We start from the raw sequence: 20,263 nt of genomic DNA on the forward strand, positions 1-20,263 counted from the left end.
TCAAATCTGAAAAGTTCTAATATATCGAATATGAAAAAAGAAATTGTAGTTACGGTTACTGGGAGAGTGCAAGGGGTGATGTTTCGTGATTTCGCTCAAAGAAACGCGAGAGGCCTTCGGCTTGTGGGTACGGTTCAGAATATGAAAGACGGCTCGGTACGAATTGTTGCAGTAGGCGAAGAATCGGATCTTCAGACCTTTCTTAAAAAATTAGAGCGAAGGCCTCTTTTGTCCCGAATTGTGTCTCGAATTGAAAATATAGAGGCGGTGTGGAGTGAACCCGTGCACACTTTCACCAAGTTTGATATCCTCTACTGATTATGGCAGGAAACATGGGAGAGCCAACAATACGATCTGTCGGAGTTATCATGGATGGCAATCGCCGATGGGCAAAAGCCAAAAACCTTTTCCCTTGGAAAGGACATGAAGAGGGCTACCAGAGATTGAAAGATCTCATTAAATGGTCAAAAGAGTCGGGCGTACAAAACTTGATCGTCTACGCTTTTTCAACTGAAAATTGGAAGCGAGAAAAAGAAGAGGTGTCATTTCTCATGAATCTTGCGCGGTTTGTTTTTGGAGACAGTGCTGATTCGATTCGAAATGAGAAAATTCGAGTGCGATGCATCGGCGATCTTTCGCGGTTATCAAAAGATTTGCAGGAAGCGATTGCTAAAACAGAAAAAGAAACTGCCGACTACGAAGGCATTACGCTCTATGTCTGCATCTCCTACGGAGGAAGGGAAGAAATTTTACAAGCTATTCAAGAAGCGGCAAAAAAGGTTCCCGAGAAAATTTCTGCGATCACGGAGAAAGAGTTTGAAAAATATCTCTACACCGCTGAAATTCCAGATCCGGATTTGATTATCCGTACCGGCGGGGAAATGCGTCTTTCCAATTTTCTTCCGTGGCAATCGGTCTATAGTGAATTATTTTTTACGAAGACTTTGTGGCCGGATTTTTCTCACGAAGAATTTCTATCCATTCTTTCCACTTTTAGGGAGCGAAAGCGTAACTTCGGCGTATGAAAAAACCAAATCAGGTGCTGGCTCTGTTCGAGCGATATCAAAAAGAACTCGATCCTCTTATCGAAGCATACCTAAAGAGTCGGGGAAGTTCGAAGATGTATGGCATGATGCGGTATTTCATGGGATTTACCGATGTGTCTTTTCGCCCTACGAAAGTATATGGAGGGAAGCGTTTTCGTCCGGCGCTAGCACTTTTCATCGCCGATGCATTCAACGCAAAGAAACGCGTTATGGATGCTGCAATGTCTATCGAACTTTTTCATAATTTCACCCTTATCCATGATGATATCGTCGATGGCGATACGCTACGGCGCGGGCGCGAGACCGTTTGGAAAATTTGGGGAGTCGATGAGGCAATAAATACTGGAGACGCGCAGTCGCTCCTCGCTTGTCAAAAACTTATCGAGTGTGCGCAAAAATATCCTGATACCGGAGTAAGGATTGCAGAATCGCTGGTCTCTTTTTATAGAGAAGTTGCAGAGGGTCAGCATTTGGATTTTGCTTTGGCGAAATTACCGATAGATGACAGCGGTGTCACTGAAAAAGCATACCGCGCAATGATAGAGAAAAAGACCGCTGTTTTGGTAGGCGCTTCAGCGAAAGCGGGCGCACTTGCCGGAGGATGTTCTCCGAAAGAGAGTGAACAATTTTTCCGCTTCGGGCAATCGCTTGGTTTTGCCTACCAGCTTTATGATGATTATGCTGATATTTGGGGTGGTCAAGAAGTATCCGGGAGAGATTTAGGCCGCGATTTGAAAGAAAAGAAAAAGACGCTTCCTGTCATACACGCATTTCAATCCCTTTCAGAAAGTGAACGGAAGAGTTTCGCGAAGATGTATAACGCTTCTTCGTCGCTAACGAGTACGTCGGTTCAAAAAGTACTCCGTCTTATTAATGCAACTGACGCGAAAGAATATACAAAATCTGCGATTCAAAAGGCTGTCGTACTTTCTCGCGACGCCGCCAAAGCGACCTCGCTTCCAAATGAAAAAAAGGACATACTGCTTACTATTATTGATGCTCTTATCCCGCTCGTATGATGAAAAAAATTCCTATTATTTTTGAAGACAAAGATGTCTTGGTTTTAAATAAGCCTTCCGGGCTTGTTGTTCATGCTGATGGGAAGACGAAAGAGGCGACTGTCGCGGACTGGGTTTTGAAAAACTATCCGAAAATGAAAGAGGTAGGGGAGCCGACTGTTCTCGCAAACGGAGACAAAATTTTGAGACCAGGAATCGTGCATCGTATTGACCGAGAAACTTCCGGAATTTTACTTCTCGCCAAAAATCAAAAAGCATTTGAATATTTGAAAAAACAATTTCAGGACAGGACGATAGAGAAAACCTATCTCGCATTTGTAAGCGGGGAATTGAAAAATAAAAAAGGTGTTATTGATAAGCCGATCGGCAGAAGCTCGACTGATTTCCGCAGATGGACGAGCGGGAAGGGTGCACGAGGCACGCTTCGCGATGCGGTAACTGCCTACACGACACTCGAAACAGGGAAGGGATATTCGTATGTGGAAGTAAAACCGAAGACTGGTCGGACTCACCAGATCCGCGTGCATTTCAAATTTGTTCAGCATCCGATTTTGGGCGATGCTCTCTACGCTCCGAAACTTGGCTACGCGCTCGGCTTCAGTCGCCTCGCGCTTCACGCGTATCAGATAAAATTTACTCTTCCGAGCGGAAAAGAAATGTCCCTTGAAGCTCCAATTCCGAAAGATTTTCTCGAGGCAAAAAAGCTTATGTTAAAATAAAGATATGGAATCACCAAAAGATGAAAAGCCTCAAATAGAGAGTTTGGAAGCTTTTCAAAAAGCGGCGATAGAAAATCGAAAACCGGAAGATGGAGAGGGGCTCCTTTTTGAAGACATCTATGAGTTAAAGAAACCTTTCGAAGCCCTTCTTGATCAGATGCGATCCAAAATAGATTCTGGTGCCTACACTCTTCTTGTTGGAGATGATGTTTCTGGCCGTATTCCAACTCTTATATTCAGAGAATTTCTTAGGCAAATGTATGAAGGGACTTCTCAAAAAGTTCCCGAAGCACTGTTTTTTTCTGGACACCATGGTGAGACAGATGCGTCTTTTTTAAATCAAAATGCGGAAGAAGTTGCTCATGGTATAGAAAAAAGATATTCCGGTAAGGGTGATATTCTTTTTATCACTGAAGCTATTCAGACCGGTCGAACACTCACACAGTTTGAAAATGCTTTTGCTAAACTTCCCATAAAGCATGATGTTATGACAATCGGTATAACTGGGGGAAGAGAAAAACCTTTGACTGTCGAGGAATATTTTAAGATGAGAAATGACCTTCAGAAAAAATTTGGTACTACCATATACTCCGCCTGCAATGGGGCACCCAACATTGCATATTCCCCGGATTCGCACCCCTATGAAGGAGTGTTCAATCAATCTAAAAGTTTGCACTCCACTGTTTCGAAGAATCATCGTGCGAATCCAGATCACAAAGAGTTATTTCAGGCTGTAGTGGAAGAATCTCGAAAAGACGTTAAGTTAATGGCTACTATGCTGGCTGAGCATTATAGAAAGGGTGCTTAAGTTTCTTTCTAAAAAATAGCCTCAAATAAAGCTTGTAAACCACCGCAAATCCTTGATTTTGTCAATGATTTGCAGTATAATACCCATCAGTTTAGAACTTTCAAATACTTGCGAAAATAGGATTTGCCACACAAAAAAGTCCCGAGGGACTCGAGATTTTCTTGTGTGGCGAAACCACTGTGGTCTAGCCATTTTGCAAAGGTGTCTGCTTCTGGTACCAACGTATGTTGGAGCTTGAGGTGGACTAAAAAAAAGGAGGAGTTATGAGCGAAGAGCCCGTAACTTTACCGCAAGGGCAGTGCGTGCAGAAGATCGCAAACGACAAGCATGTCGGTCGCGTCGCATTTCAGCAGGCTTTGGACGATGGTCGATTCGCCCGGTTTCTGGACGGATTGAAGATGGGCGAGTATGTGCCGCCCAAAGGTGCGCGCATCGAGGTCGTCCGCATCCGCTTCAAACCGGATCGGCAGTGGCAGGAGGCCATCACTAAAGGTGGCTCGAATACTGCGGAGAACTTCGGTGTCCGGAAGGTGGGCGATCAATACTCATCGATTGACACCGAGGAGATTGAAGAATGTCTCATTTTGCTCAATTGCCCGAAAGACGATGGGAATTGGGACAAGGCTTTGGCATGGGCCGAAGGTGCTGGCCTCAAGCGCACGGTCCCGTGTGAAGTGTCTGCGATTGGCGAAAATCATTTTCGCCTGCATACAAAGCACGAGATGGCCCCGGTGTCTGTCGTGGCGACGGAGTGTATCGTGGGGAAGGAGGGTCTCGTAAAGGGCGACCGGCTTGCCTTCTGTGTCTGGTTGGACGCTTCGGAGCGCAAGTCGAGCCTGTTCTGTGTTGAAAGTCTTGACGACGTGTACTGCTGGTTTGCTTTTCGCAAGTAGCACTGTGGATTCAGAACCTCTAATTTTGATTCCTGAATCTTTGTCTTTTCGGCAATTTTTGTCAAACCGCTTTGGGGGAATAGCGTTTCAACCTCCCAGCCCATACTAACCATATGGGCTTCAACATTTCTATAATCAAAAAAGTTGCGGATTTAGGCTCCCTGTGTTAGATTGGTATGCGTTCACATTTTGGAAAATCTCATAAAATCATGACTATTCATTCCCCGATAAACGTTGAAGAAAGAAAGAATCTTGACATTCGCCCAGGCGATACTATTCGCGTTTGGCAGAAAATTACTGAACGATACAAGGAAAAGGATAAGATCAAAGAAAAGAAGCGACTTCAGGCTTTTGAAGGCCTCGTTCTTGCTCGAAAACACGGAACGGAAGCTGGCGGGACATTCATTGTCCGACGAGTTGCGAGCGGAGTAGGAGTAGAAAGAATTTTCCCTTTGTATTCTCCAACGATTGATAAGATTGAAATGATTCGCCGAGCAAAGGTGCGACAAGCAAAGCTCTACCACATCCGAGACAAGGCTGCGAAAGAAATCAGCCGAGAAATGAGACGAACAATCACTCTCACTCGAGCCGAGACCGAAGCAAAGGTAAAAGCAAAAGAAGCAGCAGAATCTGCAAAAGCAGATGAAGCAAAGATGAAGGCAAAGGAGATGGCAGCCAAGGCTGAAGAAAAGGCAGAAAAGAAAGAAGAAGCAAAAGCATAATAAAAACAAAAAAGAGCCAAAAGGCTCTTTTTTCGTACTGAGTTGAAAATTGTGCGGAACTCAGACATAATAGGCGGGTGTTAATGCACGGGTGGCGAAATTGGTAGACGCACTACCTTGAGGTGGTAGCGCCGTAAAGGCATGGAGGTTCAAGTCCTCTCCCGTGCACAGCAAGAGACATCGGCAAATTCGGCAAAAACAAAATCGTATCGCTTCGCGATATGTGAGGCATCGGAAATCCGTCCGGCCTTTAGACAATGGGCAAAATCCCAGAGGTCTCCCCAGCGTATGGAAACCATTTTGTCCTTGATTTCCGGGTTAGAGCCGATTTTCTGAAAAAACTTCTTCCATTCCAAATGTGAGGAAGTTTTTTCAATTTCGGCGGCCTCTTTCAAGGACAAAATGAAACTCCGCAAAGGTTCGACCCAATTCTTTCTCTGTTGCCCAAAATCTTTCAAACTTTCCTCAAGCTTGAGCTTTTGGCGCATCAAAACATCTTTTCGTTCGAGATATACCGCTTTTTCAATATCTCCATCGAGGTATATCGAGACCAGCCGATCAAGCTTGATTTGAGTTTCGGAAAGTTTGTCTTTCAGATTTTGGGCAATATCTCCTCTCGCGGAAATTGATTCCTTTCCCCAAGCAGTAACCTGCTTTTCCGCTTCTTGAATTTCCGCGAGAGGAAACGACACTGATTGAAGCAGTGATTGAATTTGTGCGGCGAGTGATCCTTCCTGCACGTACGGCTGTGCGCACTTTCCGTTCTTTTTGGTACAGCGATAATATCCATACTTCACGCCGTAGCGGTTGGTGGAATATTGAGCCGTGATCGCACAGCCACACTCGCCACACTTCAGAAATCCAGTGAAAGCAAACGGAAGAAGCTGTTTTTGCTTCCTCGGCTTCTTCCGTTTGTTGAACACCTTTTGCACTGCTTCAAACAGGGTCGGAGAAAGAATTGGCTCAAAGTTTCCGTTGTGCCATTCACCGCGATGTTTGATGAATCCGAGATAGGCGCGGTTGCCGAGCATTTTCACAACGGAAACTTTGGCAAGTGGCGTTCCTTTTTTCTGTACAACATCATGTTCCGCCAAAAAATCCGCCAATGTGAGAAGCGTATGGGTTCCCGTGGCGTATTCCTCGAACGCTCGCTTGATGACGCGGGATTTCACCGGATCAGGCTCGATATTGTGTGTTTTGTAATTATTCACATAGCCCATTGGAGCGAGCGTGAGCCATTCGCCACGCCGGATTTTTTGGCGGATTCCACGCTTCACATTCTCGACAAGGTTGTCAGAAAAATATTTGGATTGTCCGAACGCCACTTGCAACATAAATTTGCCTTGCGGAGTCGGCTCAAACCAAAACTGCGGAAAGCGTAAAGAGGCAATTCTGTTGATATCGACTAAGTAAATAATTTTTCCGCCATCAACAGAATTACGGGCGAGACGGTCAGGATGCCATGCCAAAATGCCAAGCGGTACTTTGCTTGTCTCTATATACGCGAGCATTTTGGCAAACTCTTCTCGCCCGGGCGTCTTTGCGCTTTTCGCCTCCGTGAATACTTTCACGATTTCAATGCGTTCTCTGCTCGCAAACTCTCGCAATTCAAAAAGCTGTGCCTCAATCGACATCACTTGCTTGTCATCTTCCTCGGTGCTCTTGCGAGCATAGAGAACGCATTGAGTTTTGGTTTGTGCAGTTTCCATACGCTGGGGAGACCTCTGGGATTTTGCCCATTGTCTAAAGGCCGGACGGATTTCCGATGCCTCACATATCGCGAAGCGATACGATTTTGTTTTTGCCGAATTTGCCGATGTCTCTTGCTGTGCTGTTTTAATTGCGTTTGCTCGAACTTTCTTCGACAAACTCCGCTAATGCGTACGCGCCGAGCCCGTATCAACTCCAACGCTAATCCTACGCTCGACTAACTCGTCCCGTCCCGCGCGGAGTACCGCGCGGTCGCACCCCGCCTCGCCACGAGCTCCTCCATACAAGATTTGTTTCGCGCGGATTTCTTTTTTCGGAATGGAGTGGCGGGCGGGGGCGGATTTATACCTATTACATTATACTATAATATTGGTGTATAATGTAATCATCGGGGTATAATATGTGGATATGAAAAGTGAGTCCGCAAAGTTAGGTAAAAACCTAAAGCGTATCCGTACAGGAAAAGGTATAACACAGGGCGATATTGTTAGAACTCTTGGCGTCAGCCGAAGCTTTGTCAGTAATATTGAGAATGGAAAGACAAATCCAACACTCTCGACAATTACAAAGTTAGCGAAGGCGGTTGGAGTTTCATCTGATGAATTGATAAAATAGATTATATGCTCCCTAAAGACATCCAAGATATAATCGACGGTTCTGCTCCAATTTCGATAGATTCTGAAAAAGCAGAATTAGCTAGAAAACTTGTAGAAGAGGCGTATAAAATGCCCCAAAAGGAAATCGGTTTATCATTAGCTGCAGCTTTTGATTTATTGGTATCCGCTGAATATTATGGCCGCGTCACTAACAGAGGCTGGATTTATTGTCCTCATAATGGAAATCCGCTGTTACTTTTTTCGTATACTAATATATGTCCGCGCTGCAATCTTGCAGGCAAATTTAAGTATCACAAATCAAACAAACCAAGTTCAGGAAGTATTGGCGCCATTGCTGTTGATCTTCTAGGTCTTATGCTAAAAATTTTGTTTGAGAAACATGGAAGAAAAATTGAAATTTTCAAAGCTGCAGAGCCTGCAGACTTGATTTTTTACGAGAAGGAAAAACATATTGTGCTTTTTGCCGAAGTTAAATCTTCTCCTTTGGTAACCATGCCTTTAGCAACAAATACTGAAAAACAAACAGAAGAGAGTGGGGATCAAGAAGTTGAATCGGGACATCTCACTTTGAATAACACTAATCTTTCTTCAAACAAGCTCGGGATTTTTTTACCGTTGATTGAGAAAAAGGGGGAACGAGGTGAATCATATAAAATATTTGATATTGGCATAATGAACCAGAAATCAAAAAAAGATTGGGTATATAAAGGGATAAACGACCTACTCAAAACAGACTTCTTCAAATATTATCATTCGTTCTGGTTACATGCTTTTAAAACATATGAGGCAAGAGGGCGACTGTCAGTTGGGGCTATTGATCCTATTTATTGGATGACAAATGCTTGTGGGCAGCCGTGGCCAAGACCAGAAAACTGGCCCCAGCGCCGTGTGGGTGCCAGCGGTTACGAATCTATTTCCGATAGTAAATCTAGTGTAGGCATGGATAGAACAGATGACATTAAAAAAGGAACATACCAGGTTCTGAAACTTGGTGCTACAAATAAACCAAAAATTGATGGAATAAATATCAAGACTGGACTTCTATCCAATCTTCACGCGATCAGACATTTTGAGGAATATCTGCAAGACTTAAAAGATGTTGTGTGGACAAAAGATCAAACAGGTAAAGCAAAGCGTGTGAAAGATTTACCACCCAATGAGCCACTTTATAATCTCTATGATGGTATTGTCTCCTTCTCATCTACTTATGCAAGAGACGAGTGGGTTAAAGAAAATTTCTCGTTCTGATTTCATGCAAACCTTAATTAATAATCACATAGCTCGTAAAGTTGGACCGGATTCGCAGAAGCGGATTAATGCTTTAGGTATTGGCCAGAGAATGCAGGATTTACCTGAAGAATTGTGGCATGAGAGTTTTAAATATTATGTGAAGCATGATGAAAACAGAGTTGGTGGACCAAATTTGAGAATTATCAGGCTTGATCCTCAAAAACCGTCTCTAACTGTTACGGGTTTCATTTTTAACAAATTTGTACATCCTTTCGAGAATCGCTATATCACAGTCAGAGAAGCACTGCGCTTACAGGGTTTTCCAGATGATCTTGAATTGAAGGGAACACTTACAAGTACTCAGCAACAAGTTGGGAATGCTGTTCCTGTCCCTTTAGCAAAAGCCGTATTTGAACAGATTGTGAAGCAAGGGTTGAAGGCTAGCGGGAAAAAAATAATGACTGCTTTTAGTTTGTTCTCTGGTATCGGAGGCTTAGACATAGGTGCGGAATTAACAAAAAAGATTACGACCCAGGTTGCTTTGGATAAGTGGAAAGATGCGTGTAATACACTAGAAAGTTACCCGAAAAATAGAGCAAAAGTAATATGTGAGGACATCACAAAAGTCACTGATCCTCTTAAATTTTGGAAAGAACACTCGGGAGTAAAAGAACGTCCGGATATTATTCACGGGGGACCACCCTGTCAATCTTTTAGTCAAGCGGGAAAACAAAAAGGACTTGAGGATGATAGAGGATTGTTGATTTTTGAATTTTTGCGATTTGTCGAAAAAATAAAGCCATCGTTCTTCGTGATGGAAAATGTATCTAATTTAAAGGGAGTTGGTGGTGGAAAGTTGTATAGACAAATTTTAAAGAGAGCTGAAACTGCTGGATATTCCGTTACAACTGATATTTTGCTCGCGGCCAATTATGGAGCTCCACAAATGAGGCGAAGAATACTTTTTATTGGTTCTCGAAAAGGATACCCGAAAATACAGATGCCAGTGCCAACTCACGAACGGGAAGGGTCTCTTTTTGGTGGGCAGGCCTACGTTTCTGTCGACGAAGCATTTAAGGGCTTACCGACTACTCAACAAGGTTAGAAATGAAGATTTAGGTTCATCAGTCTAAATTTCATCGCTTCTTCACTAACTTGATATTTTTCTGCTAATTCAGACAGTTCATCTTCCGTGAACCCGTCTTTTGAGAGAATACGGAAGTCTTTCTCAAGTAAACTTCGAGGCATAAGTAACGAGGTGGCAAACATATTAGCTTGCTTCTCAATAGGTGTTCGCATTACATCTTTTTTATTGTCTCTAAAATCGACAAAGGTGTCTTTTCTTGGGTGTAGAGAAAAATGACCTAATTCGTGAGCAATTGAAAATCTTTGTCTCACAGGGGCCTCATTACTGTTTATTCCGATCAGTGCTCGGCCATCTTTGCGAATTAACATGCCAGAAAAGTCGCCACTAGGAGCACGACTAATCTTAATTTGAAGCTTGTTAGCTATTTCTTCTACCGGAATAGGTAAAATCTTCAAATTTAATTTATTTAAAATTTCTTCTGCGCAAAATTCTATTTTTTCTAAAATCATACTTTTTTCTCTTTACCAAAAAGTGTTTTTGCCCAATCTGCTGCTTTTTTACCACTTTCCTGTTCTACCTTATGGAGATCAACTCTTGTAATCCCATATCCATCGGGAACAGTTGGAAAGAAATCATGAACATCACAATTGAAGAGAGTCGCGAGTTTCCATAAAACGACCGCAGATACATTATTCCTCCCGTTTTCAATATGAGTAATGGCTTCTCGGGAGATTTTCAACTCTTGCGCAATGCGCAAGGCACTCTGCCCAAGTTTGTTGCGCATCTCTTTTATTTTTCTACCGATCTCTTTCTTAACTTCAATCTCGGTAGCGCCTCTGTCATTTATTATATCTTTTTTCTTCTTCATCCTAAAGATGGGTTGTGAGTAACTCGGTATACTGTATACCCGATGGTATTGCCGGTAACATTAATGGTCTTGTGAGTAACATCTGTTCCATCTAGTTACCTTGTAATGGTATCACCAGAGGTATAATATATCAAACAGCAGAGGCCAGGGCTGCAAAAATTAATTTTAAAACTGGCAGAATAATATCATGGATAAAGACAACAGTGAACATAAGGAAAAGGAGGTAAAGATAATCGTTAATACCCGAGAGAAAGTTTGGAATAAAAAGGAAATCTCATACGAGGAGGTCGTCGTATTGGCTTTCGGCTCTCATTCTCAGGACGAGAATGTTGTTTATACAGTTACCTTCTCAAAGGGGCCAGACGGACACCGCGAGGGCTCTCTCGTGAAGGGAGAGAGTGTGAAGGTTAAGGATGGAATGATCTTCAATGTCACACAAACTAATAAGTCATAGCCCCGACCTCAAGAAGTTGCGTGACGAAGGATACGAAATTGAAGTAAAGCAGGCGCACCTACTCGTACACAATATTCCCTATGTAAACGCCGAGAAAGAAATTGCTTTAGGGATACTTATATCTCCCCTTGGCGATTTAGCGGGTGATCGAACCGCAAGGCCGCAAGACCACGTAATTTATTTTACAGGCGGCCATCCGTGCGACAAGGAAGGAAATATCATAAAGGGAATCGTGCACTCAAGCGGTCGTAAGACTCTCGCAGATGGAATAGAAACAGATCACTCATTCTCTAACAAACCAGCAGAGGGCTATCCCGACTACTACGAAAAAGTGACGACCTATATCAAAATAATTTCTTCACAGGCAGAATCCATTGATCGTTCTGCTACAGCAAAAACTTTCAAAGTCGTCGAATCAAACGATCCTGAAATTGTCTTTAACTACTTAGATGCAAATTCAAGTCGAGCTCAAATTGGAGTTATTTCTGAAAAACTTCAGAATTTGAAAATTGCTATCATTGGCTTAGGAGGCACTGGCTCCTATGTGTTGGATTTTGTTGCAAAAACACCCGTAAAAGAAATTCATCTCTTTGATCAAGACGACTTTCATTCTCATAATGCCTTTCGTGCTCCTGGCGCTGCTTCGCTCGATACGTTACGAGAAAGCCCTAAAAAAGTTGCCTACCTTCATGGCATATATTCACGAATGCGGAAAGATATTATTCCCCATGAATATCATCTCACCTCGTCAACACTAGAAGAATTGTCAAAGATGAGCTTTGTTTTTATCTGCATCGATGAAGGAGAAATCAAAAAATTAATAATTCAGAAACTGATAGGGGTCGGTATTCCTTTTGTGGACACGGGAATAGGAGTCAACGCGTTGGATGGAATGTTAACAGGAAGTGTGAGGGTAACAACTTGTACTCAAGAGAAAAAGGATCATGTCGACAAAAGGATTTCTTTTGCTGATAATGGTAATAACGACTACGACAAGAACGTACAGATAGCAGAGATCAATGCTCTAAATGCTGCCCTTGCCGTCATAAAATGGAAAAAGTTATTTGGTTTCTATCACGATCTTGGTAAGGAGTGTCATGCGATTTATGAAATTAATACAAATCAATTAGTAAATGACGAAGCTATCTCATAAATTCGTAAAAAATATTCCCGACAATCCCGAGAATGGAGTATTGTATGTTTCTATCGATTATTCAACAGCCATTCATAAATGTTTTTGTGGATGCGGCAACGAGGTAGTCACTCCTCTTTCTCCAACAGACTGGAAGCTGACATTTAACGGCGAGACGATCTCTCTGTACCCTTCGATAGGAAACTGGAACTTCCCCTGTCAATCGCATTACTGGATTAGAAATAACGAAATCGAATGGGCACCTAAATGGTCAAAGGAACAAGTTGAAGATGGCAGAGAGGAAGACGGGAAAAACAAGGAAATTTATTATGGAAAGAAGAAAAAGAAGAGCCCTTTGTTCGAGTTCTTTTTTCGGAAGTAAATACTACTAACCCCATGCCCCCAGACGACACAACAACTCTTCCCGACACCGCTGCACCAGATTCTGTAATTCCACCTGCATCTGAGCCTGAAACGCCAGTTTCGGGCGATTCCCCACAAACCCCAGAAACCACCCCTCCCGAAGAATCAAGCCCCCAAGCACCCCCTGAGGCCCTAGAAGCCCCTAGGGGCGATGGTAATTTAGGAGCGGTCATGGAACACAGCTCCTAAAACCGAGCCTCCTCCTCAAGAACCCCAAAAAGAGCCCGAATCCCCAGTCGCGTCAGCGACGGTTCCCGCACCCAATTTCCTCCGCGATTTGCTTCTGCGAGCGCGAGCTCGCATACAGGAGCGAAAAGGAAAGAAGTTAAATAAAATTCTCGACGAACTCACAAAGAAAGGGAAAATCTCCAACGACCAAGTACAAAAGCTCCTGTATGTCTCGGATGCGACAGCGACGAGATATCTTTCCGCGCTAGAGAGCCAAGGAAAGATAAAACAGTTTGGAAGAACGGGAAAATATACTTTCTATACAAAAATTTAACGGCTCACATACACCAAGTGAGCCGTTGAGTCTTCACGGGAGCCCGCCGTCTCCTCCTCTCTTTGAGACGGCGGGAATTTGTGCGCGCACGGGTGGGAAAGGCGCGTGCGTACTCGCACGCGCTGGGGCAAGCACATGCAGTCAGCGTCTCGGGCTTCCCTCGGGCATTTTCCGCGACGGGCTTTTTACAATAATGAGCGCCGACCCGAACGAAGTTACAGAATTTTGGCAGCGAAAGCGACACCACTACACACAGAGATGAAAACGAGCAAGGGGGTTGTGCGAGGGTGTGAAAACAACCCGACGCTGGGGGGAGGATTCCTTCCTCCCCCCAAATGGACGCGGGTAATTTTTTCTGTAACGGCTCATTTGGTGTATTTGAGCCGTTACAGAAAAATACTTGCCCGCTCCTAGGCATCTAGGCGCGAGTAGCCCTAGCGGAAATGCCCGAGGCGAATGCCGAGGGTAATACCAACGAACAATTACCACGGAAAGAAAGATATGCTAAAGTAAAGCCCGAGATTCCTTTTGCATCCGCATTCGAGTTCCGTCCTTCTCCTCTTCAAAGGAGAAGACGCATCCCGCCCGCCACTCCATTCCGAAAAAAGAAATCCGCGCGAAACAAATCTTGTATGGAGGAGCTCGTGGCGAGGCGGGGTGCGACCGCGCGGTACTCCGCGCGGGACGGGACGAGTTAGTCGAGCGTAGGATTAGCGTTGGAGTTGATACGGGCTCGGCGCGTACGCATTAGCGGAGTTTGTCGAAGAAAGTTCGAGCAAACGCAATTAAAACAGCACAATAAAACCGCGAAAGCGGTTTTTTTAGTGCACGGAGTGAAGCGCGGGGCGCTTCACGGGAGAGGACTTGAAGCCCGATTGAGCATTTTTCTTCGTCCGTGAGGGCGTAAGAAAAATCCAATCGGGATACTGGTCGTGTAACGACCAAGATTCCTCGAATCTTTTCCGCACCCTCTTTCCATGCTAAAATACCACCATCATGAAAAAATACCTTTTTGTCCTATTTCTCGCCCTTTTTGCCTTTATTCCAGTGGCAAAAGCCGAAAGCTATAATTTTGAAACCAATCTCACCATTGGTGCCTCTGGTGCAGATGTAGTAGCCCTCCAGACATTTCTCGAAACTCATTCCTATCTTGTGATGCCTGAAGGCGTCCCGAAAGGATATTTTGGATTGCTTACACAGATGGCAGTTGCAAAATATCAAACTGCGAAAGGAATACAGCCTGCTTTAGGATACGTTGGCCCTATCACTCGAGCGCAGATAACAGCTGATTCAGGAGTCCAGACTTCGGATCTCAAAGTCACTTCTCCAAATGGCGAAGAAAATTGGCAGATCGGAATTAATCACGCAATTACATGGACCACGCCGACAGCGACCTATGTTGATATTAAACTTGTTCCATACCAGCCTCCTTGTACAACCCAAGTTTGTCCGATGATAGCGACAGCGCAATCCTTGCGAGCTCCCTACATCATTGCGACTCATGTAAGCGCTGATGCTCCTTCATACACTTGGCGAGCGGGGGATTATATGGATCCGACAGCTGATATTCCGAATGCCGGAGCGAGCGCTCCGATCTATCCGGGCCAGTATCAAATTCAAATTTGCGAATCAAACACGGATACCAATAATTGCGACTCAAGCGATGCGCCGTTCACGCTTTCTTCAAACGATAAATCTCCGGTGGTAAACGGCATTGATGCGCCGACAAAACTTTCGATAAACGAGAAAGGGGTCTGGACTATTCGCGCATCTGATCCTTCTGATGGAACACTTAGTTATTTTGCACACTGGGGCGATGAGCCAGTCTACGCGACACCGGCAGGGGAAGCATCTTCAACCACTGCAACTCAAGCGACACCGCAATTTGTGCAAAGTTCTTCATTCCCGCATTCGTATGATAGAGCCGGGACTTATACGATCACTTTCACGGTACAGAACAGCGCTGGACTTATGACGCAGGCGAACACTACGGTTATTGTTACCGATCCATCCGCGCCTATCATTACTGTGACTGCGCCAAATGGCGGAGAGAATTGGAAAATAAACGCTACGCGGGCGATAACATGGAGAGACAGTAACTATAATTCCAGCGCAAAAATTGATTTGTACTTGGGCAAACAATTGCCCGTCGTGTGCGTAAAAGCTCCCTGCGGACCTTTCTTTGAATCATCTACGTACGTACTTGATAAAAATATTCCAAATACCGGTGTCTATAATTGGATCGTAGGAACAGACATCGTTAATAACCCTATTCCGCCAGACAGTTATGGTCTTCGAATTTGTGTAAGCGGGACTGACAATTGCGACTTGAGCGATGAGCCGTTTACACTTATTAATAATTAATTATTCATAGTATGCCCCTTTTTTTTCTCGTTTTTGTCGTCGTCGTATTATTGTTTCTCTCGCTTAAGGTTTTGAAGGAGTACGAGCGGGGAGTCATTTTCTTTCTTGGAAAATCTACTGGTATGCGAGGTCCCGGACTTATTATTCTCGTCCCCATTTTGGAAAAGATGACGCGAGTGGAGCTTCGTACTATCACGATGAATATTCCGTCCCAGAAAATTATTACCAAAGATAATGTGTCTATTGATATCGCCGCTGTCGCTTATTATCACGTCGTCGATTCAATAAAATCTGTCATTGCTATTGAAAATGTTGCAAGCGCAGTCAATCAAATCAGTCAGACTACGGTGCGAAATGTCGTCGGGCGATTCAAGCTCGATGAGCTTCTTTCGCAGACTTCAGAGATCAATATAGACATAAAAGATACGATAGACAGCCATACCGAGCCGTGGGGAGTGCAGGTCACCGCCGTAGAAATCAAAGACATTACGCTTCCTGATAACATGCAAAGAGCGATGGCAAAAGAAGCTGAAGCAGAACGAGAAAGACGGGCAAAAATTGTTGCGGCAGAAGGAGAATTTCAGGCGGCGGTAAAGCTTGGCGAAGCGGCAGATATTATTTCGGCTCACCCCGTAGCATTGCAACTGAGGACACTTCAAACAATGGCAGAGATTGCTACCGAGAGAAATTCTACAATTATTTTCCCAGCGCAATTCATGACGACTGTTGCGGATGCGATGGCGACAATTCGACAGGATAACAAGAAATAGATCGATTCTCCTAGATTAAAGCTCGTAACTCTGGTATAACAAAGGGGCTCATTTATTGAGTTTTTAAATGGTGGCTATGGTGTAGCGGCAGCACAAGAGCTTGTGGAGCTTTTAGTCTGGGTTCAACTCCCAGTAGCCACCCAAGGAAACAAAACAGCCGAAAGGCTGTTTTGTCTTGGGTGGCTAAGTGAGCAACCAAGGTTGCTCACGTCTGGGAGTTGAAGCCCGATTGAGCACACCGCCCTTTTAAAACAAAAGGGCGGGGTCCAATCGGGGTACTGCTTCTGTAAGAAGCGACATCCCCAGTAGCCACCCAAACAAAACATGTAACCAGTCTCTCGGTATTTCGTCATTTTGAGTAAAGGTCGCATTACTCAATTCTTAGAAAAAAACTATGTTGGGATATTGCGGAGGATATGGCGGGTATAGTTTTGATCTCTTCGGGCTGTTTTTGTGGATAATGGTCTGGGTGCTCATCATCGGTCTCGTCGTGAGACTTGTCCGCGAGCATCACTGGTTCCATTGGTTCGGCGCGCATCATTTGACTCTGAAAAATTCAGCCGCTCTTGAAATTCTAGATTCTCGATACGCGAAAGGCGAGATCAGTAAAAACGAATACGAAGAAAAAAAGGCCGACATTATGAAACAATGAATTTGACGACTATGATCCAGAAAAGAAAAAGCGGATATTACGTGCTTTCGGAAAAAACAAAAAAGAATCTCGGAGGTCCGTATAAAACTCATGGAGAAGCGGTGAAAAGATTGCGGCAGGTCGAGTTTTTCAAGCACAGAGGGAAGTGATCTTGGATTCTGCCTGTGAACAACTCATTTCGCTTGAAAAAAGTCTTGATTTTCAAGCACTTTTTGAAGTGCCTTTTGCACTTTTCTTTTTTGACATACAGATGCTATAGGCATACAATTTTTTTGGGCGTCCCTAGAACAACTGTGTTCCGGGACATAGCGGGGGTTAGTTTTGCAGGAGGGTTCGGAGATGGACAATGGAACAGAGGCAAAGTACGTGGACGTGGCTGATCGGCTTTGGGAGGAGAGGAATGCAAAAGACACCATTGTCAGGGACGATGGGTCTGTGATGGCGGTCTTCCGCGTCCTCGAAATCAATGCCCGTCGCAAGGCTCGCCGGGTGATCCTCGGGATCAAGTTTGTCGGCGGGAAGATTTTCCAGCAGCTCTTCGTGGTCAAGAAGGAGAAGGGTGCCACGGATATCTGTCACGGCGACCGCCTGATCGCGGTTCATTCCAGTTTCATGGACATCGCCGGGCTCGCCAAGGCTTCGTTGTCAGAGCGTCTCGAGAAGGCACTGGCAATTCTCGAAAACGTCGCTCACAGCATCAGGCGCGATCCGGGCCTTCTGGAGAAGATTCGCAATCCCAAGGATTGCCGTTCGGTCAACACAGTGGGCGGGCAAAGGTGGGACAGGCGGCGGATAGCATACGCCTAATTCGACTCAACCCTTCGGAGGGAACAGATTTTCGTTTCAGTCTCCCACGGCGGTCCGCAAGGATTGTCCGTGGGTTTTTATTTTTCATGGGGTATACTTCTTTATATAGATAATCTATGCATCTTCACAGGATTACCCACACTCTCGAGAAATATGAACGGCATATCTCATCAGGAATGCTCGTTTTTGGATTTATTTTCGATTCGCTGACGCTTACTCGAATCGATAAATCTCGCGATCATATTATTCTTGCTTTCTATCTACTTCTCGTTCTTCTCTGTATATTTTTTGTAAATCTTTTTGAAGAGCGCCAATTAAAGGCGGGATTCCTGGAGAAAGCCCAGCCGTGGCTTCTCTTTGCAATCCAGTTTTCTTTCGGAGGACTTTTCAGCAATTTTATAATTCTTTACGCAAGAAGCGCTTCTTTTCTCTCAAGCTGGCCTTTTCTTCTCCTGCTTTTCGGGCTTCTTGTTGGAAATGAATTTTTCAAACGACATTACGCTCGTTTTGCCTTTCACATGAGCGTGTTTTTTGTCGCTCTTTTTTCCTTCCTTATCTTCTTCATTCCTGTTGTCCTGAAACAGATGAGCGGAAGCATTTTCTTTTTGAGCGGACTTACTACTGTCGTCCTCTTTTTATTTGTCATGTACGAACTGTCTCGGTTTTTTCCGGAAAGGATTGAAGACAGCAAGAGGACGCTTACATTTAGCATAAGCATCATTTTTCTTCTCATTAACGTTCTTTATATTACAAATATCATCCCGCCTATTCCGCTTTCTTTAAAGGAGATTGGTGTTTTTCATTCCATCTATCGCAAAAGCAGTACTGAATTTATAGTGCTTAGCGAAGAGCAAAAAGGATATGCATTCTTGCGTTCCTCCGACACGGTGAGTTTGAAGGAGGGCGAACCCGCGTATGTGTTATCGGCCGTTTTTGCCCCGACTGGCCTGTCTGTGAAAATCATCCATGATTGGCAATATTATGATGAGAAAGAGGGATGGGTATCTTCCGCGAAAATTCCTCTTACTGTGGTCGGAGGTCGGGAAGGAGGGTACCGTGTTTATTCAAAAAAGGAGAACATTTCACCAGGACTTTGGAGAGTGAACGTAGAGACAGAGCGCGGGCAGGTGGTCGGTAAGATGAAATTTCTTGTTGAAAGAGTAACGACAAGCCCGCAACTCGAGTCTTCTTTGCGTTAATTTGAGTATTCAAGAACTATTCAATAGGATATACTTTCTCTCGTGAAAGATTTCATTCGCATTCTTAAATCGCTCATCTCGAAAAGAAATATTGCCGGGATGTGCGGATTATTTCTCTTCGGCCTTTTTTTCTTTGGTTTTAGCGCGTTTCATCCGAAAGTTCCTGTGGTAGCGGAGCAAAAAGAAATTGATCTGGAAAAAGAAGATCCGAAAACGCTTGTGAAAGCGGTGCGATCCGCCCAAGCTGTTAAAAAGGAAAAATATCTGGTTTCAGCCTCTACTCCGCAATTTGTACTCCTTTCTTTTGATGGTTCGAAATCAGTAGATATGCTTCGCGAGACCTTGGATTTTGAAAGTCTTCTCTCTCAAGAAGGAAAACCGCTTCACTTCACCTATTTCATCAACGCTGCCTATTTTCTAGGCCAGGGTTCCGCGTACTTGTATCAAGCTCCGGGACAGCCGGCGGGGAAATCGCTCATCGGTTTTTCTGATTACGTGGCAGACATCTCCCTGCGAGTGGAGGGGTTTAATAAAGCGCTTGAGATGGGAAATGAAGTCGGCTCGCATCTTGCCGGGCATTTCAACGGCACGAGCTGGTCTGAAGCAGATTGGAAGCAGGAATTCAATTCTTTCAATCTGCTTCTTATAAATATGCAGAAAAATAATCCTTCAGTTTCCATACCGCAGGTGAATTTCGGTCCCGATACTATCGTCGGACTTCGGGCGCCTGATTTGGGCGTGAATGCATCGCTCTATAAAGTGCTTCATGAGTATCATTTTCTGTATGACGCGAGCGGAGTAGCGTCGCTTTTGTCCCGAGATAATTGGCCGAAGAAAGATGGCTATGGGCTTTGGCATTTTCCGCTTGGCCGCGTATCTCTGGGGAAAAATCATGTTTCGACGATTTCAATGGATTATAATTTATGGATGATGCAGTCCAATGTTCAGGAAGAGGCGGTAAAGGGGACAGAGCTTTGGCAAAAATATAAGGATGATGTTGTTTCTGCCTATATGGATTATTTCAATTCTAATTTCGCCGAGAATCGCGCACCTGTTATTATTGGGCACCACTTCAATAAATGGAATGACGGGGTCTACTGGGAAGCGATGAAGACATTCGCCGAGAGTGTGTGCGGGCGGGAGAATGTGCGCTGTGTGACTTTTAAAGAGCTCGTAGAGTATTTAAATACAGAAGGTCCTCCACCTCTCGCAACTCAATAAAGAGCGGTGGTATACTTCCG

At 44.4% G+C, this 20,263-nt stretch carries 22 protein-coding genes and 2 tRNA genes; 21 read left to right on the forward strand and 3 right to left on the reverse strand.

What is annotated here, in order from left to right:
- The first annotated feature begins 30 nt into the window (after positions 1 to 30).
- The 8 genes from PHS53_01920 to PHS53_01955 all read left to right on the forward strand — a co-directional run bounded on the left by PHS53_01920 (position 31) and on the right by PHS53_01955 (position 5,375).
- Complete coding sequence (locus tag PHS53_01920) at positions 31 to 318, forward strand: acylphosphatase (protein ID MDD5356883.1); 288 nt, start codon at positions 31 to 33, stop codon at positions 316 to 318.
- A gap of 2 nt (positions 319 to 320) precedes the next feature.
- A complete protein-coding gene (gene uppS, locus PHS53_01925; GenBank protein ID MDD5356884.1) occupies positions 321 to 1,025 on the forward strand; it encodes a polyprenyl diphosphate synthase in 705 nt (234 codons plus the stop codon).
- Positions 1,022 to 2,065, forward strand: coding sequence for a polyprenyl synthetase family protein (locus tag PHS53_01930; GenBank protein MDD5356885.1), 1,044 nt, complete (start codon positions 1,022 to 1,024; stop codon positions 2,063 to 2,065). Before uppS ends, PHS53_01930 begins: the two co-directional genes overlap by 4 nt.
- Positions 2,062 to 2,784: an RluA family pseudouridine synthase gene (locus PHS53_01935; GenBank protein ID MDD5356886.1), complete on the forward strand. Its 723-nt coding sequence runs from the start codon at positions 2,062 to 2,064 to the stop codon at positions 2,782 to 2,784. Before PHS53_01930 ends, PHS53_01935 begins: the two co-directional genes overlap by 4 nt.
- 4 nt (positions 2,785 to 2,788) lie before the next feature.
- Complete coding sequence (locus PHS53_01940; protein MDD5356887.1) at positions 2,789 to 3,592, forward strand: hypothetical protein; 804 nt, start codon at positions 2,789 to 2,791, stop codon at positions 3,590 to 3,592.
- Positions 3,593 to 3,855: 263 nt separating this feature from the next.
- The gene (locus tag PHS53_01945) at positions 3,856 to 4,485 is read left to right on the forward strand and encodes a hypothetical protein (protein MDD5356888.1); all 630 of its coding nucleotides are present in this window, start codon (positions 3,856 to 3,858) and stop codon (positions 4,483 to 4,485) included.
- Positions 4,486 to 4,694: 209 nt separating this feature from the next.
- Positions 4,695 to 5,207, forward strand: a complete 513-nt coding sequence (rplS, locus tag PHS53_01950) for a 50S ribosomal protein L19 (protein ID MDD5356889.1) — start codon at positions 4,695 to 4,697, stop codon at positions 5,205 to 5,207.
- An 85-nt stretch (positions 5,208 to 5,292) separates the two neighbouring features.
- Positions 5,293 to 5,375: transfer RNA gene (locus tag PHS53_01955), tRNA-Leu, on the forward strand.
- Here the strand turns inward: PHS53_01955 and PHS53_01960 are convergent.
- Entirely contained in the window at positions 5,357 to 6,916 is a 1,560-nt protein-coding gene (locus PHS53_01960; GenBank protein ID MDD5356890.1) for a recombinase family protein, read from the reverse strand. The two genes, PHS53_01955 and PHS53_01960, sit on opposite strands and share 19 nt — an antisense overlap.
- Positions 6,917 to 7,325: 409 nt before the next feature.
- Between PHS53_01960 and PHS53_01965 the strand changes: the two genes are divergently transcribed.
- The 3 genes from PHS53_01965 to dcm are packed head-to-tail and all read left to right on the forward strand — an operon-like array spanning position 7,326 to position 9,869.
- Entirely contained in the window at positions 7,326 to 7,532 is a 207-nt protein-coding gene (locus PHS53_01965; protein MDD5356891.1) for a helix-turn-helix transcriptional regulator, read from the forward strand.
- A gap of 5 nt (positions 7,533 to 7,537) precedes the next feature.
- The gene (locus PHS53_01970) at positions 7,538 to 8,782 is read left to right on the forward strand and encodes a hypothetical protein (GenBank protein MDD5356892.1); all 1,245 of its coding nucleotides are present in this window, start codon (positions 7,538 to 7,540) and stop codon (positions 8,780 to 8,782) included.
- Positions 8,783 to 8,786: 4 nt separating this feature from the next.
- Positions 8,787 to 9,869 (forward strand): DNA (cytosine-5-)-methyltransferase, encoded by a 1,083-nt coding sequence (gene dcm, locus PHS53_01975; GenBank protein MDD5356893.1) that lies wholly within the window; start codon positions 8,787 to 8,789, stop codon positions 9,867 to 9,869.
- Here the strand turns inward: dcm and PHS53_01980 are convergent.
- Together PHS53_01980 and PHS53_01985 are read right to left on the reverse strand one after the other, a co-directional pair.
- A complete protein-coding gene (locus tag PHS53_01980; protein ID MDD5356894.1) occupies positions 9,866 to 10,360 on the reverse strand; it encodes an ImmA/IrrE family metallo-endopeptidase in 495 nt (164 codons plus the stop codon). The two genes, dcm and PHS53_01980, sit on opposite strands and share 4 nt — an antisense overlap.
- Positions 10,357 to 10,719, reverse strand: coding sequence for a helix-turn-helix transcriptional regulator (locus PHS53_01985; protein ID MDD5356895.1), 363 nt, complete (start codon positions 10,717 to 10,719; stop codon positions 10,357 to 10,359). Before PHS53_01985 ends, PHS53_01980 begins: the two co-directional genes overlap by 4 nt.
- Before the next feature lie 187 nt (positions 10,720 to 10,906).
- Here PHS53_01985 and PHS53_01990 point away from each other — a divergent pair, with 187 nt between their 5' ends.
- The 10 genes from PHS53_01990 to PHS53_02035 all read left to right on the forward strand — a co-directional run bounded on the left by PHS53_01990 (position 10,907) and on the right by PHS53_02035 (position 20,243).
- Positions 10,907 to 11,173 carry a multiubiquitin domain-containing protein gene (locus PHS53_01990; GenBank protein MDD5356896.1) on the forward strand — a complete coding sequence of 89 codons (267 nt, stop codon included), beginning with the start codon at positions 10,907 to 10,909 and terminating at the stop codon, positions 11,171 to 11,173.
- Complete coding sequence (locus tag PHS53_01995) at positions 11,148 to 12,326, forward strand: ThiF family adenylyltransferase (protein MDD5356897.1); 1,179 nt, start codon at positions 11,148 to 11,150, stop codon at positions 12,324 to 12,326. The genes PHS53_01990 and PHS53_01995 overlap by 26 nt, the downstream gene beginning before the upstream one ends.
- Positions 12,307 to 12,687, forward strand: coding sequence for a DUF6527 family protein (locus PHS53_02000; protein MDD5356898.1), 381 nt, complete (start codon positions 12,307 to 12,309; stop codon positions 12,685 to 12,687). The genes PHS53_01995 and PHS53_02000 overlap by 20 nt, the downstream gene beginning before the upstream one ends.
- Before the next feature lie 1,539 nt (positions 12,688 to 14,226).
- Positions 14,227 to 15,594, forward strand: a complete 1,368-nt coding sequence (locus tag PHS53_02005; protein MDD5356899.1) for a peptidoglycan-binding protein — start codon at positions 14,227 to 14,229, stop codon at positions 15,592 to 15,594.
- Positions 15,595 to 15,605: 11 nt separating this feature from the next.
- Entirely contained in the window at positions 15,606 to 16,364 is a 759-nt protein-coding gene (locus PHS53_02010; protein MDD5356900.1) for an SPFH domain-containing protein, read from the forward strand.
- 70 nt (positions 16,365 to 16,434) lie between these two features.
- Positions 16,435 to 16,505, forward strand: a tRNA-His gene (locus PHS53_02015).
- A gap of 253 nt (positions 16,506 to 16,758) precedes the next feature.
- Positions 16,759 to 17,016 (forward strand): SHOCT domain-containing protein, encoded by a 258-nt coding sequence (locus PHS53_02020; GenBank protein MDD5356901.1) that lies wholly within the window; start codon positions 16,759 to 16,761, stop codon positions 17,014 to 17,016.
- A gap of 339 nt (positions 17,017 to 17,355) precedes the next feature.
- A complete protein-coding gene (locus PHS53_02025) occupies positions 17,356 to 17,823 on the forward strand; it encodes a hypothetical protein (protein ID MDD5356902.1) in 468 nt (155 codons plus the stop codon).
- Positions 17,824 to 17,939: 116 nt separating this feature from the next.
- A complete protein-coding gene (locus PHS53_02030) occupies positions 17,940 to 19,022 on the forward strand; it encodes a DUF2914 domain-containing protein (GenBank protein ID MDD5356903.1) in 1,083 nt (360 codons plus the stop codon).
- Between the two features lie 42 nt (positions 19,023 to 19,064).
- Positions 19,065 to 20,243: a hypothetical protein gene (locus tag PHS53_02035; GenBank protein ID MDD5356904.1), complete on the forward strand. Its 1,179-nt coding sequence runs from the start codon at positions 19,065 to 19,067 to the stop codon at positions 20,241 to 20,243.
- The last annotated feature ends 20 nt before the right edge of the window (positions 20,244 to 20,263 follow it).

The organism is Candidatus Paceibacterota bacterium, from assembly GCA_028714635.1.
Classification (GTDB): domain Bacteria; phylum Patescibacteriota; class Minisyncoccia; order Phycocordibacterales; family JAQTLZ01; genus JAQTLZ01.

Bases quoted from the DNA above. Each gene is read 5' to 3' on its own strand.
- PHS53_01960 (MDD5356890.1), bottom strand. From the start codon at position 6,916: ATGGAAACTGCACAAACCAAAACTCAATGCGTTCTCTATGCTCGCAAG.
- PHS53_01980 (MDD5356894.1), bottom strand. From the start codon at position 10,360: ATGATTTTAGAAAAAATAGAATTTTGCGCAGAAGAAATTTTAAATAAA.
- dcm (MDD5356893.1), top strand. From the start codon at position 8,787: ATGCAAACCTTAATTAATAATCACATAGCTCGTAAAGTTGGACCGGAT.
- PHS53_01940 (MDD5356887.1), top strand. From the start codon at position 2,789: ATGGAATCACCAAAAGATGAAAAGCCTCAAATAGAGAGTTTGGAAGCT.
- PHS53_01965 (MDD5356891.1), top strand. From the start codon at position 7,326: ATGAAAAGTGAGTCCGCAAAGTTAGGTAAAAACCTAAAGCGTATCCGT.
- PHS53_01935 (MDD5356886.1), top strand. From the start codon at position 2,062: ATGATGAAAAAAATTCCTATTATTTTTGAAGACAAAGATGTCTTGGTT.
- rplS (MDD5356889.1), top strand. From the start codon at position 4,695: ATGACTATTCATTCCCCGATAAACGTTGAAGAAAGAAAGAATCTTGAC.
- PHS53_01945 (MDD5356888.1), top strand. From the start codon at position 3,856: ATGAGCGAAGAGCCCGTAACTTTACCGCAAGGGCAGTGCGTGCAGAAG.
- PHS53_02030 (MDD5356903.1), top strand. From the start codon at position 17,940: ATGCATCTTCACAGGATTACCCACACTCTCGAGAAATATGAACGGCAT.
- PHS53_01920 (MDD5356883.1), top strand. From the start codon at position 31: ATGAAAAAAGAAATTGTAGTTACGGTTACTGGGAGAGTGCAAGGGGTG.
- PHS53_02000 (MDD5356898.1), top strand. From the start codon at position 12,307: ATGACGAAGCTATCTCATAAATTCGTAAAAAATATTCCCGACAATCCC.
- PHS53_01995 (MDD5356897.1), top strand. From the start codon at position 11,148: ATGTCACACAAACTAATAAGTCATAGCCCCGACCTCAAGAAGTTGCGT.
- PHS53_02025 (MDD5356902.1), top strand. From the start codon at position 17,356: ATGGACAATGGAACAGAGGCAAAGTACGTGGACGTGGCTGATCGGCTT.
- PHS53_01970 (MDD5356892.1), top strand. From the start codon at position 7,538: ATGCTCCCTAAAGACATCCAAGATATAATCGACGGTTCTGCTCCAATT.
- uppS (MDD5356884.1), top strand. From the start codon at position 321: ATGGCAGGAAACATGGGAGAGCCAACAATACGATCTGTCGGAGTTATC.
- PHS53_02020 (MDD5356901.1), top strand. From the start codon at position 16,759: ATGTTGGGATATTGCGGAGGATATGGCGGGTATAGTTTTGATCTCTTC.
- PHS53_02005 (MDD5356899.1), top strand. From the start codon at position 14,227: ATGAAAAAATACCTTTTTGTCCTATTTCTCGCCCTTTTTGCCTTTATT.
- PHS53_01930 (MDD5356885.1), top strand. From the start codon at position 1,022: ATGAAAAAACCAAATCAGGTGCTGGCTCTGTTCGAGCGATATCAAAAA.
- PHS53_01990 (MDD5356896.1), top strand. From the start codon at position 10,907: ATGGATAAAGACAACAGTGAACATAAGGAAAAGGAGGTAAAGATAATC.
- PHS53_01985 (MDD5356895.1), bottom strand. From the start codon at position 10,719: ATGAAGAAGAAAAAAGATATAATAAATGACAGAGGCGCTACCGAGATT.
- PHS53_02010 (MDD5356900.1), top strand. From the start codon at position 15,606: ATGCCCCTTTTTTTTCTCGTTTTTGTCGTCGTCGTATTATTGTTTCTC.